This is a genomic window from Mesomycoplasma ovipneumoniae ATCC 29419 (assembly GCF_028885435.1).
GTDB lineage: Bacteria > Bacillota_I > Bacilli_A > Mycoplasmatales > Metamycoplasmataceae > Mesomycoplasma > Mesomycoplasma ovipneumoniae.
In genome coordinates this window covers 172,006-185,855 of sequence record NZ_CP118522.1, presented here as the reverse complement: position 1 = coordinate 185,855, position 13,850 = coordinate 172,006, and the positions used below count along the sequence as shown (strand labels likewise).

The following is a 13,850-nucleotide window of genomic DNA, read 5'->3' as shown; positions in this document are numbered from 1 at the left end:
AAATGAAACTATTAAAAAAGCCTTTTTGATTAGTATCAACAATTTTAGGATCAGCAATTGCACTAAGCGCTGTTATTGGGATCCCCTTAGGTCTAAAAGCCTATAATAATTCTTATTATTCATTTTTAAATGAAAGCCCAACAGAGCAAGCCCTTGCAAATACAGCCAGTGTTTCAAGTGAACAATTTAGTACAATTGTCTCAAATTTAAAACTAAATCCAAATATTGCTAATATTTCAGCAAAAACTGCGCTTGCAGCAGCCAAAAGTAGACTTTACCAATTTGACTTAAGTTCAGGTTTTGATTTTGGCGATCTAAAATCAAAAGATTACCAAATTAGTTTTAATTTTGAAAATGCTATTGCTGAAGATACTTCGATTAAAAATGTTGTAGTTTTTGCCCGTTCAGAAAAAGAACAAATAACTTATTCAAAACAAATTGAACTCAAAGGTTTTGCAGCTAGCGATCAAGCCAGTGGTGATCTTGATAAATTTCAAGTTGATGAATCCAAATCTTTTATTGATGTCTCAAGAAGCAATCTTTTACAAAAAGAATTTGAAAATAAACTAAAAACAAATTTCCAAAAATCAACAAGAATTGTCAATAATTTTTCCAAACTTGAAAGCTCACTGGCTTCTTCTGGGGCTAGTCTTAGTCTTTATAATTCTTTAGATGAACCAATTTTCTTGGATAGTGATTATAGTCTTGAAGTTGTTCTTGATTCTAAAAACCAATTATCTTTTACAGAAAAAGATAAAAAATTATTTTTAGATGTTAATTTAGTTAATAAAAAAGATAACAAAACTAAAAAATTAAGTCTTGAAATTCGTGGTTTAATTGATCCTGATGAGTTCAAATCAACTCTTATGACTTGACTTAAAGATCATTTTAGTGGAAACATTAAAATGAAAGAAGCCCTTCAAGATGCACTAATCAAAGATAAAACCACATTAGTTGATTTTTTATACAATAAAAAATCAGGAACAAATACTGAAGAAATTATTCAAAAACCAGTTAGTGAACTTTTTGAAATTGACTTAACTCAGTTAAGTCCAAGAACAAAATTTGGGACTTTTGATCTCAAAATTGAACCAAAACTTTTTGATGCAACCAAAATTAGCCAAGCTGACCAACAAAAACTTCTTAAAGACAAAAAAGTTCGCTTTGAATTTGATATTAACTTTAGCCGTCAAGACAGCACATTAGAACAAAAAATAACTGTTAATCTCGATGTAGTTGTTGATTTAAATAAATACGAGCAAGCCCTAGGACAACTTCTTGGATCAGTAAATTCAGTTCAAGAATTTAGTCTTAAAGATCAAAGTGGACCAAGAACGCTTTCAACTAATGAAATTAAAGAAACAGTTGACCAACTTTTTGAACTAGCAAAAACTACTACCAATTTAGAAGATCCTAGCGATGAAGTTGTTACAAAAGTATTTTTACTTGACAATGGTAGATACCCATCAACTAGGGAAATTACAAAATCTAAAAATGAACTTAAAAAAGTAATAGAAGAAGCTAAAGCAAAAGCTAGCTCAATTAGTTCACAATCTGTAAATGCTTCTAATTTTGCTGATGAAGAATCAACTACGACTGGTGAATCAGGTAATGGTTCAACTCCAACTCCAGCTCCTGCTCCAACCCCTGATTCTGCTCAAAAAATTGGAACTAATGTTTGGACAACACTAAATACAGCTTCAATTTATAATCTTAGTGATGCGAAAATTGAATACCAAATTGAAGTTCAAGAAGATCACCAATTAGTTTTTGACTTTAAATTAGTTTCAACTAATGATGATTCAAAAGTTCTTGCTTCTTCCCAAATTGTTGTTAATAATGTTATTAACTCTGAAAAATCAGCTTATGACATTATTAAAAAATATAATCCTTCCTTATTTTTAGACCCAGTTAGTTTAGAAAACACTGATAAAGATGGCAAAGTTAATTTATTTGACCCTGAAAACAAAAGACTAGCTTTCCAATCCGAACAAGCAAGAAGAACTGCTGATGGTCTTGAGCTTACAAAACCTTTAAAATTTCAAAATACTGAACCTGAAGGTTCTAAAACCGAAGCGACAAAAACAGAAGCTACAAAAACTGAAGCAGCGAAACTTATGGCCACAAAAACAGAGGCTACTAAAACAGAAGTCGCAGAATCTGCATCTATTTTGAAAGAGGCTCCTGCAAAACCATTTTCGCGTCTTGATTCAGGTGCACTTTATTTAGCTTTTAGTGCCAAAGGTATTTCTGATGGAAAACAACACTATCTTTTATCAGATAAAGACGGAAAAGGAATTTTTATCCAAAAAGTTGCATCAAATGGGGATCAAAAACCGGTTTATGTTATTGGAATGGATTATAAACAGCTTTCGAATTATGCTTATTTAAATAGACGTTTTACCGACAGGAAACTCGGATTTAGCGCTTATACTCAATTTTTTGGTGGATATGCTAATTTATTAAAAATTCTTGACAAACAACAAGTTTTAGTTACATCAGGAATTTCTAGAAATAATACAGTTTCAGGAAATAACCGTTCTAATAATCCAAGTCTCAAACCTTCTTCATACTTGTACAAGTCATGAGATGGTGTTGGTTTATTCCCTAACGATAAACCAACAAAAATGCTTTATGAAAAAACTGAATATTTTGTAACAGTGCCAACAGAGGCAAAAGTGCCAACAATTAATGACACTGCAAATAACGTTTATTTTAGCCAATCTTTTTACTCACCAAAAGATGCTGATGTTACAAAAAATAAAAATTTAATTGAAGAGGATTCAAATCTTTTATTAGAAATAATAAAAACCCCTTTTTCAATAACTCTAAGTTTATATTCTTCAAACAGTCAGGATCCTAAAAATTACAAAGAAGTAGGCGATGTTATTTATAATATCGACCCTTCAAAAACTTGAAATCCTTTCCCAAACTACTTTAATTTAGATTGAACCCAAATAGGTCCAGTTGAGCCAACACCAGCAACCGCCGAACCTGTGCCTACAACACCAAAAGAACCAGCTCCTACTGCTCCAAAGGAACCAGCACCTACAGCGCCGGCGGCTCCTCAAACTAACGAGTCTGGTAAATCTCAATCTACAATTACATTAAAAGCTTTTGCCGTTTTTGATCATCCTGATTTTACAAATGGTAAAACTTCTCTTGCTCGTCAAGAAATAGTTGATGCATTTATTGATGCTTACATTAAAAAATAGTTTTTATTAAAGTTAACCAAAAAAACCTATGGATTCATAGGTTTTTTTGGTTTTTGAGAAAGAAAAAGTTAAACAATTCTGAAATCCCGAGTTTCCCAGTTTTAAGGCAAAAATTCACTTTTTAGTGAATATAAATATGAAAAAACACCCGTAAATCAGTGTTTTTTGAACGTAAAACCTTAATTTATATCAATGTCATTTAATTGCATTTTAAGTAATTTTATGGTATAATTATAAATTATGAAAAAACAAAATAAAGATGGTTTTATTGAAGTAAACAAATTGTTTGGCAAAAAACCTAAATATTTTAAGGAAATTTCAAACATGAAATTTGAAAAAAGTTATTTGGAAACAATCAATAATTTGATATCTTAATAAATTACTAATAAAATTGTAATTAACTTTTACCAAAAAACTTAAAAAATTGCCTAAAACCAGATGCTTTTTTGAAATTACCTTATCAAACTGGGAAACTCAGGACAATTCTGAAATCAAACTTAAATTCTTTATCTTTAAATTTATTCTTGAAGCAAAAATTTTTTAAAACTGAGTGTAAATTTGACCAAAAATTGCCACCATCTTTAGATTAAAATCATCATCAACAATAACAAAATTTGCCTTTTGGCCAACTTTGACTGTCCCAAAATAATCTAAAAGATTGTGAGCTTTTGCAACGTTATACGAAGAGCAAAAAACAATTTCTTGTCATGAAAGTTTAAGGTTTTGCTTTAAATTTTTGAGAATACTAAGATAGCTCATACCACTTCCGGCGATTTGTTGTGAATTTTTCAAGTAAAATAAATCGCCTTTTTTCTCAGTTTCTAAGTCTCCTAAATTATAAAATCCGTCTTTAAGTCCTTTTTGGGCAAGCGAATCTGAAACAGCAATTCAATTTTCCTTTTTAAGATTTTTTATTGTGAATTTTAATGTTGAATTTCTAATATGAAGTCCGTCGGTAATTAGCTCAACTAGAAAATTTCTAGGTAATTTTGATTCAAAAATTAGGTTAGTAAGCGATTGACTTCTATGATCAAAGTTAGAACTGCCATTAAAAAAGTGTGTAAATCTACGGTAGTTTTTTAATTCATGACCTTTTTCAAAGTCAAAACAATTTGAATGGCCAATTGCAAAATTAATTGACTTGTGATAAAAATCAATTAATTTTGCCGAGTTTCTTTCGGGGGCAACTACAACTGTAATTTTTTTAGCAAATTTTTTTGCCAAAAATTCAAAATGAAAATTTTTAGCCGAAATAATTAAGTTTGCATCATGAGCGCCCTTTTTTTCAACAGAAATAAAAGGTCCTTCTAAATACCAATTTAGCAAAAAGTATGGATATTTTTTAAGCAAAAAACTAAAAAACTCAGAATTGTGTTGAATTTTAGATCAAGATTGAGTGACTGTTGTTCCAAAAATAGCCGCTACACCTTCAAATTTATGTAATTTTTCTTTATACTCAAGAAAATTTTTTTCTCAATCTGGGTTAGAAAAATCCTCAAAAGAAAAACCATAACCACCATGAGTGTGCGAATCGATAAAAGCTGGTAACAAAATGTTATTTTTACAATCAATACCTTCAAAATTGGTATTTCCACGTCCTAAATTGACAATAGTTCCGCTCTCATCTAACTCAATTCAGCCAAAAAATTCTTCTAAATGACTTATAATTCTTAAATTTTTGTATAACATTTTTGAAGTTTACCTTTATTTTTAAGCTATTTTTAGAATACTTGAATTTATTAAATAATTGTATCATTATTTAATAAATTAGTAGAAAAATTAACAAAACTGGTTCAATCAAAATCACTGATAAAAAACTAGTTGCCTGAATTTTTTGTACTAATTTAGTGTCCGGTTTTGTGCACTTTTTTAACTTTTTTAGCAAAAGTTAATTACCTATTTTAAAACACTGAAAAATCAATTTATGGTAAAATAACAAAAATCATAAAAAAATACAACTACTATTTAAACTCAATGTGAATAGAAAACTCGCTTTTATTTACATCGAGCCTAAAAAAACATATAAAGTTTTGAAAGAACAATAACCAAAAGCCATAAATTTCTAGATTTCTAAACGGTAAAATTTAAGGCATACCATCATATTTAACAATATAATGGAAAATTCGCATTTTCTGATTTTTTTATGGCAAAAACATAATAAGTCCCCCTTAATTCAATATCAAAATTTATTAATTATTCTTAAGCAAACCTCATTGTAACACAATTTTATTTTAGACCAAACATTTTTTTTTTTTTTTTTGCAAAAGGTTAATTTCAAAATAATAAAAATTAAGATTTTACCCCAAAAAACACGGATTTACCACTATTTTTGCGTATTTGTTTTCACTAAAAAGTGATTTTTTTGCAATCAAACTGTCAAACTCGGGAAATTCTTCCTAAAAACATAAAGTTGCAATTTTTAAGACTTTAAATCCAGCAATTTTAATGTACTTAAATTTGTCCTCAACTCTAAATTTGTATCGTTTCATTTTGACACACCTTTTTTTAATGTGTCTGAATTAATATACTAACTTTTTTTACTTTCTTATACTTTTTTTTACTTTTTTTTTTTTTTTGTCTGTTTTGATAAAATTATAATTGAGCAAATAATAATAACAACTTTTATTTGCTATTTTAAATTGGAGAACATTAAAATGAAAATATTAATTTTTAAAAAATTAACTGACCTACACAAATATTGTGCATACCTTTTTATTGAACAAATCAGAACAAAACCTAATTCAGTTTTAGGTTTTGCAACCGGGGTTTCACCAATTGAAACTTATAAACTTTTAATTGAAGACCACCGCCAAAACGGGACTTCCTGGGATAAAATTACAACATTTAATCTTGATGAATTTGTCGGAATTGACCAAGATCATCCAGAGGCATTTATCAAACAAATGAAAACTAATTTATTTGACCATGTTAATGTTCCAGTCTCCCAGATTAATATTCCTAACTCAAAAGCGGTAGATCTTGAACAAGAAGTAAAGCTATATGAGCAAAAAATCGCTGAAAATCCGATTGATTTACAATATATTAGCATCGGAGTCAACGGTCATATGGCCTATAATGAACCTGGAACACCTTTTGACTCAAGTACTCATGTTACTAATTTAACAGATGAGACAATTATTGATATGGTTAAAAAAGGGAAATTTTCCGATTTTGACCAGTGTCCAAAACAAGCAATGACAATGGGAATTCAAACAATTTTAAAACACACAAAAAAAGCAATTATGGTTTCTTTTGGTGCACATAAAGCCGATGTGACAAAACAAATGTTAGAAGAAAAACCTAATTCAGAAATTACTGCTTCTTTTTTACAGTTGCACCCAAATTGTATTTTTATTTTAGACAAAGAAGCTGCCTCTAAATTATCAAAAGAAACACTTGATAAAGCAATTTTTTACTAAAAAATTAAGAGGTGTTAAATGACCGTTAAATTTTCTGGTAAAATTAAAAAAATTACTCCAAAACAAAAATCACATAAATCAGAAAATTCGGTTTTCAATCGAATTTTAAACCAATTACAACGACTTGGAAAATCACTAATGTTTCCAATTGCAGTTTTGCCAATTGCTGCACTTTTATTAAGAATTGGCGCACTGATTCAAGATCCTTCAGCAAATGGTTCTATCGGAATTTCCGAGGCACAAAAATTTATCGGGCGACTAATTTCAACTCCGGGTGGAATTGTTTTTGATAATTTGGCAATTATTTTTGCAATTGGAATCTCGTTTGGTTTTGCTAAAGATAATCGCGGCGAAGCCGCACTTGTTGGTGCTGTTGTCTGATACGGAATGACAGCACTTTTAAAACAAAATCAACTTGCTGAGGCAATTTATTCAAAAGTTTTAGTGGCCGACTCGGGCGAACTTAAAGGACTGACGCAACTTTTGTATTTCCTAAAAGCTGGCAAGCCCGTCTACCAGTTAGACTCGGGAGTTATTGGCGGTATTGTTGTCGGAATTGTTGTCGCGTTTTTGTATAATAAGTACAAAAACGTTAAATTACCACAGACACTTTCATTTTTTGGTGGTAGACGATTTGTGCCAATGTTAGGAATTTTATCAATAATTCCGCTTGGGTTATTTTTTGCAATTATTTGACCTTGGGCTCAATACGGACTAATTAAAATTGGTTCAGCCCTTTCAGATCAGAGCGCGAATCGTTATGCCCGGGGATTTTATGTCTCAGTTTATGCATTTCTTAATCGACTTTTACAGCCTTTTGGACTTCATCATATTCTAAATACTTTTGTTTGATTCCAATTGCCAATTGAAGGTGTATTAATTAGTCCTGTTGTTGATTCAGTGGGAAAAACTATTGCAAATGCTGGCGATATTCATACTGTAAATGGAGATATAACTGCATTTAATACCGGAATTATTGGTTCTGGTGGATTTACAACTGGATTTTTCCCTTTATATTTAGGTGGACTTCCTGGTGCTGCTGTGGCAATGATTTTTGCCGCAAAACGGGAAAATCGCAAAACAATTACTACATTTTTGGCAGGGGCAACACTTGTAAGTTTTCTTACTGGAATTGATGAACCCTTAATTTTTACTTTTATTTTTATTTCACCACTTTTATGACTTTTAAATGCTTTTCTTACTTCATTAATTTATATGTTCGTGACATGAACTGGAATGAGTATCGGAATTGGATTTAGTGCCGGATTTATTGACTATATTGTCTCTTTCCCACGTTCTTGAGCCTTTGCCAAAAATGCTGGAATTCTGGCAAATCCACTATGAATTTGGGCATTTTCAGCAATAATGTTTTTAATTCAAGGCTCAAGTTTTTACTTTTTCATTAAAAAGTTTGACATTAAAACCTTAGGTCGCGAAGACAAAATTGAAACACAAATAAGCGAAAATAATGAAAATTTAGAAACTGACAGCACTAAAAAAACAGACTCACATAATGAAAATATAGCCCAAAACACTGATAAAGTTAGTGACAAATATGAAAAAATGGCACTAGACTTTATTGAAATTATAGGCAAAGAAAACATTGAAGAAGTCTCAAATTGCGCAACAAGACTGCGACTTATTGTTAAAGATAATAAAAAAGATGATCAGTTAGATGCAAAAATTCTTGCAGCTGGTGGTCGAGGAATTGTTCGTGTTGGCAATAAAGGTCTGCAAATTATAGTTGGCACTGATGTTGAATTTGTTGCCGATCACGTTCGCAAAATAATAGGAAAATAATAGGAAAATAATGGCACTTATTGATCCAAGATCTGTATTTTTGAAACTAAATGCAGAAAATAAAGCAATTTTTGCTTTTAATGTTTTAAATTTAGAAACACTTTTGGCCGTAATTAAAGCAGGCGAAATTTCCCAAAAACCTTTAATTATTCAGGTAAGCCAAGGGGCGATAAAATATTCGCGCATTGAAATTTTAGCACCTATGATTTTATCAGCGATTCAAAATTCCTCTGGTAAATTTATTTTTCACCTTGATCACTGTGATGATTTAAATCTTTTTGAAAAATACCTTGAATTTGGTTTTAATTCTGCAATGTTTGATGGTTCAAATCTTCCAATTAATGAAAATATCGAAAAATCACTAAAAGCTAAATCAATTGCTGATAAAAAAAATGTTTTTCTTGAGCTAGAAATAGGCCAAATTGGCGGCAAAGAAATTGGACATCAAGAAAATACTGAGCAAATTCTTGAAATTGATAGTGTTAAAAAATTCTACCAAAAAACACAGCCAGATCTTCTTGCAATTGCTTTTGGAACCGCGCACGGAATTTACAAAAAAAAGGCTAACTTAGATTGAGATTTAGTCAAAAACTTTAAAAAAGACTATAAAATCCCACTTGTTATGCACGGAACCAGTGGCCTTTCTCTAGAAGAAATTAAAAAAGCAATCAATTTTGGAATTAATAAAATTAATGTTGGCACTGACCTTTTAGTTAGTTTTTCTAACGAAGTTGAAAAATATTTTCAAGAAAATGCTAAAAGTTATGACATTAGAAAAATTAATCAAAAAGGAATTGAAAAAATGATCCAAAAAGTGCTTTTTTACCTTGAATTATCATAAAATCTTATGATTTTATATTTAATTTTTTCAATTTTAATTGCCATTTTTCTATTTTTGATTGCTGTTTTTCTGTGATTTTATCAAAAGAAACGCAATCAAAACTGATCAGATTTTAAAAAAGAGATAATTAGACTTGTAATTTTTATATTTATTGTGTTTGGTTTTGTCTTTATAATTTCAGGTTTTTATCTTTTTTTTAAAAATTAACCTAAAAATAAATTTCTAAACAAAGTTAGATAAATTTAGCCATTTTCAAATGACTTTCAAATTTGAAAATGGCTTTATTTTATATTTGAAGAATAAAAAATATTTAAGAGTTTTTTGTTTGAAAACCACAAAAAAACCTATGAATTATAGGTTTTTTTGATTTTTAAGAAAGATTATTTATTATTTAATTTATAATGTCGGTTAAAAGCATTGGCACAAGTTTTTTTCTTTTATCTTCAAATTCTTTATTGTCAATGTCGTTAATGTCAGTTTGGGTTATTTCATTAAAATCAATTTTATCTTGAATTTCTTCTAAATTAGAATATCCAGCAAAATAAAGGTCTCCTTGTTGAACATCAACTCAACAAACAGCTAAAGTTAAATTTTTTTTATTTATTTGATTTTTTTTGAAATATTGATTATAACCGCTTATTAATAATTGGGTTTTTTCAGGATCTAAATCTTTATAATTTTTGATTTCAAAATAAAAATAATTTCCATCTTTGCTAACCAAAAAATCAGGATGTGATTTTGCAATTTCATGTCCGTTAATGTATTGAAAGCCTAATTTAGTATGGATTGGGTTTTTAGCTCAAAAATGAATATTTCGCTTTGCTTTACTAATTCTTATTAGTTCTTTTGCAAAAAACTGTTCTGCATTTGAATCTAACGGAAGATTATCTTCTGATGTTTTGTCATCAATTTTTTCATAACCAAAAGAAGAATCATTAGTTTTTACCAATTTATCATTTTCAGCACTATTAAATTCAATTTCTTCAGGCAAATCTTCAAAAATTAGTTTATACTGAGCGTTTTCAACTTGGTCTTTAATTGTTTTTTTATAAATTTTAGCAAGCTCTCGCCCGAATTTTAACAAAATAATTAAATCTAAAATTTGTCTATTTGTTTTTTTATTTGCTAAAAATTTTTGTTTCATTTGGGCAAAAAAATCTTCAATTTTAGAAGTAAAATATTTTTTTAAATTGTTTTTAAGTCTAATAATTGCTAATTCTAATTCAATAATGTTGGAAATTTTTGATTTAATCAGTCTTGCTGAACCATATTCTTCAGTATCGATAGAAATGAATTTATTGGTATTATAGGCTTCTTCATATTTTTCCAAATGATAGTTAAAAAAATCGCTAGCTTTTTTGTCATTGGTGTATTTGTTAAATTCATTTTCAAAATTGTTATAATATTGATCTTCATTAATTATTTTAGTTCTATTTTCAACAGGTGTTCCAGGAAGTTCGATTTGACCTGATATAAATATGTCATTTTTATATTCTTCCTTCAAAATAAGTCTAAGCACATTTTTATCTTTAGGGTCGACATTACTATAGATAAAATATTCATGAGCGATGGAATTATGTTTCAAATCTTCATACAAAGGGCAAGGATTTCTTTTTATTCTTCCAATTGTTTGAATACTTAAATTAGAAGATGAAATATTTCTAAGTTGAACTAACATACATGCTCTTGGAATATTTCATCCTGTTGCAGGGCCAATTTTAAAAATTATTACATCAACCGAGGACATATTTTTAGAAATATCTCGTAATGTGAAATTAGATTTTTGACGCAAATTACTTTCTTTTTTATTTTGGTCAAAATATTTGACCCAACTAAGATTATGCTTTTCGAGTATTTTAATTATTTTTTCAATATTTTCATCAAATTTTTGTGCTTTTTGGTCATCTTTTTCACTACTATTGTCAATTTGGATTAGCATTGCAGGGTTAATACCGACTAAACCAGGCTCTTCAATATTATCATTATATTGTTTTTTGATTTTGTTAAATTTTTTACAAGCTATTCCCAAAATTTCTTCATCATCATAATCTTTACCTGTTTCTAAGTCAAGATTATGATGTTTTGTAGTTTTTAAAAGCCGAATATCATCTTTTCTTAAATCTTTTTCAGATAATTGAACTAATGGCAAGTCAGTTTTTGGGGTTGCTGTCATTTTCAATATAAATGATGCATTTTTTTGCATTTTTTCTTCAAAAGATTTCTCCTTTGAAGTAATTTTAATATCAGAACCAATATGAGCCTCATCTCTTATATAAATAAGAATTTGCCCTTTTCGTTTAATTTCGGACAAAAATGCTTCAATTGCTCCTTGTTCACGTAAAATAGATTTTTCTTTAAAAGACGCTCCACCCATAATAAAAACCGAATCTGGTGTGGCAAAAAATTCATAGTTTTTATCAACTTTTGCCGTTCTTTTCAAGTTTGAAGGACTTTCAATTCTTTCTATATTCAAATTTGAATTTTCGATAAAAATTTTATATTCATTAAAACTTTCTTCCATTTGCTTAGGCAATTCAGCACTTGATAATGTTACAATTACAAAAACTAATTCTTTACCAGCTTCTTGTTTATTTCATTGAATTAATTTATCAATATAGTTCAGAATCATGAAAGTTTTTCCCGATCCAGTTGGCACTTTAAAATAAATTGCATTTTTTAGCTTTGCTGGATTTGTTTGGTTTTTATCATTCTGTAATTTTGTCTCAATTTCTTCGCTATTAGTGAGATATGAAGTTGTTTTTTCAACTAATTGCTCAACAACTTTAAGTTGGGATTGCGTTAATTTCATAATTTTATACATCCTTTTCTTGTGGTTTTAGCGCTAAAAGATGATTTAAAAGTTCAACATACTTGGTATTTTTAGTGTTTATATGATTTAAACTGACTTTAATATCAAAATCTTTAAAAAGTTTTAAAAATAAATTAACCAAATCATTAAGTCCACTTTCTGAGTCAAAAATTTGAGTATTATAATAAGAAATGTCAAAAACCTTTAAATTTTCCAAGTAAGGTTTGTTATTTTTGCTTCAGTTAAATTCTTCATTTTTGGTTCCTTTGCCGTTTGAAACTCGGAAAAGTCGTTCGTATGTTACATCTGTTGCAATATTATTTTGATTGTTGGTTACCAAAGTAAAAGTTCTTTCCCCTCCATCTTGGCGGTTTAAATTCCAAACTGCGTGACCAGTTGTCCCACTGCCGGCAAAAAAATCAAGAACTCTTGCATTTTTATTGGGATGAATATTAATTAAATGACTAATTAGTTCAACTGGTTTGGGAAAATCGAAGATATTTTTACTATTAAAGATTTCTTTAAGTTCTAGGCCTCCATTTAGTGAATAAAAATCACTAATAATATTTTTAAATGGTAAACCAGCTTGAATTTGTTCAATTTTTTTAGTTTTAGGATTAAATTTAACATTTTGATACTGTTTGCGTTTAGCGACTCAGTCGCCACGAGAATTTTTAACAATTTCAATAAATCCGTGTTTTTCGCCTTCGACAAAAGTGTCTTTTCCTCAAGTATAGCATGCTGATTCTGGGCTGTTTTTATTTAAATATAAAGTAAAACTGGTACCATCTGGGGCAATAATAGGATAATCTAAAGACTTTATATATTTAAATGCGCCAGTAGAGGATGTATGATGAAGGTCAATCAATTTATAATAACCTCTTTGCTCGAAATATTTATCTTTAAGCGTATAACCTAATTTTTTAAGAGTTTTTTCATCATGTTTTTGGTAATTGAACTTGCATTTGTTTAAATTTTTAGCGTAGGTAAGAATATATTCTGTGTTTTGTGTTATTTTATAATCAAAACTAGTGTTTCCACCTGGACTATTTTTTTTAACTCACACAATATTTGTAACAAAATTTTCCTCACCAAAAATTTCATCCATTAAAACTTTTAAGTAGGCGTGTTGATTATCATCAATTGAGACAAAAATTATTCCATCTTGTTTTAAAAGTTTTTTGGCTAAATTTAGTCGTTCGTTTAATAAATTTAGCCAACCATTTCGTGAATATTTATCTCGGTAAATAAATTTTGAAGGTAAGATATTTTCTTTATCGTTTGCAACTTGATTACCTTCGTCAAAACTAGCCTGGGTATTATAAGGTGGATCAATGTAAATTACATCATAACCGGGCGCGGTCTCTCTCTCTCTCTCTCTCTCTCTCGAGAACTACAAGATTTTTAAGAGCATCATAATTTTCACCTATTATTAAGGTATTTTCTTCAGATTGGTTTTTGTCTAAAACAAAAGATTTTTCATCGTTTTTTTGTAAAATTGCAACTTGATTCGAATCAGATTCAGGAGCTGCATCAAAACGAAATCCAGTTTTGATTCGTTGAGAAATAAACTGAAAAACATATTCGAGTTTACTTGGTTCAAATTTTTCTAAAATTTGAATTGCTAAATTTTTTTGGTCTGAATTTAGCTCTTTTGAGGAAATTTCCTCAATTTGCTTTTTATATTTTTCTAAGAGATTATTTTGATTCATATTTTAGGCCTTTTTAGTTGTATTTTGTAATATTTTACCATTTTTCGGCTGTTA

Annotated in this window: 9 protein-coding genes; 5 read left to right on the top strand and 4 right to left on the bottom strand. The window is 29.1% G+C overall.

Translation table 4 applies throughout. The features are described from left to right. Positions 1–2 precede the first annotated feature (2 nt). Together PWA39_RS00780 and PWA39_RS00775 are read left to right on the top strand one after the other, a co-directional pair. Complete coding sequence (locus PWA39_RS00780) at positions 3–3,215, top strand: P110/LppT family adhesin N-terminal domain (RefSeq protein WP_069099587.1); 3,213 nt, start codon at positions 3–5, stop codon at positions 3,213–3,215. Positions 3,216–3,455: 240 nt separating this feature from the next. Beyond that, positions 3,456–3,590, top strand: coding sequence for a hypothetical protein (locus tag PWA39_RS00775; protein WP_274827463.1), 135 nt, complete (start codon positions 3,456–3,458; stop codon positions 3,588–3,590). A gap of 165 nt (positions 3,591–3,755) precedes the next feature. Here the strand turns inward: PWA39_RS00775 and PWA39_RS00770 are convergent, their stop codons facing one another. Then, on the bottom strand, positions 3,756–4,904 hold the full coding sequence (locus tag PWA39_RS00770) for an amidohydrolase family protein (RefSeq protein WP_069099337.1): 1,149 nt from the start codon (positions 4,902–4,904) through the stop codon (positions 3,756–3,758). 965 nt (positions 4,905–5,869) lie between these two features. Here PWA39_RS00770 and PWA39_RS00765 point away from each other — a divergent pair. The 3 genes from PWA39_RS00765 to PWA39_RS00755 are packed head-to-tail and all read left to right on the top strand — an operon-like array spanning position 5,870 to position 9,275. Beyond that, positions 5,870–6,634: a glucosamine-6-phosphate deaminase gene (locus PWA39_RS00765; protein ID WP_069099336.1), complete on the top strand. Its 765-nt coding sequence runs from the start codon at positions 5,870–5,872 to the stop codon at positions 6,632–6,634. 18 nt (positions 6,635–6,652) lie between these two features. Next, complete coding sequence (locus tag PWA39_RS00760; RefSeq protein ID WP_069099335.1) at positions 6,653–8,434, top strand: PTS transporter subunit EIIC; 1,782 nt, start codon at positions 6,653–6,655, stop codon at positions 8,432–8,434. Between the two features lie 10 nt (positions 8,435–8,444). After that, positions 8,445–9,275, top strand: a complete 831-nt coding sequence (locus PWA39_RS00755) for a class II fructose-bisphosphate aldolase (protein ID WP_069099334.1) — start codon at positions 8,445–8,447, stop codon at positions 9,273–9,275. A 391-nt stretch (positions 9,276–9,666) separates the two neighbouring features. Here PWA39_RS00755 and PWA39_RS00750 read toward each other — a convergent pair whose 3' ends face one another. Genes PWA39_RS00750 through PWA39_RS00740 form a run of 3 tightly spaced genes read right to left on the bottom strand, consistent with a single transcriptional unit; the run spans position 9,667 to position 13,796 of the window. Next, positions 9,667–12,084, bottom strand: a complete 2,418-nt coding sequence (locus tag PWA39_RS00750; protein WP_069099338.1) for a DEAD/DEAH box helicase family protein — start codon at positions 12,082–12,084, stop codon at positions 9,667–9,669. Positions 12,085–12,088: 4 nt separating this feature from the next. Next, positions 12,089–13,420, bottom strand: a complete 1,332-nt coding sequence (locus PWA39_RS00745) for a site-specific DNA-methyltransferase (RefSeq protein ID WP_124983457.1) — start codon at positions 13,418–13,420, stop codon at positions 12,089–12,091. Continuing rightward, a complete protein-coding gene (locus tag PWA39_RS00740; RefSeq protein ID WP_069099331.1) occupies positions 13,404–13,796 on the bottom strand; it encodes a type III restriction endonuclease subunit M in 393 nt (130 codons plus the stop codon). The genes PWA39_RS00745 and PWA39_RS00740 overlap by 17 nt, the downstream gene beginning before the upstream one ends. Between the last annotated feature and the right edge of the window lie 54 nt (positions 13,797–13,850).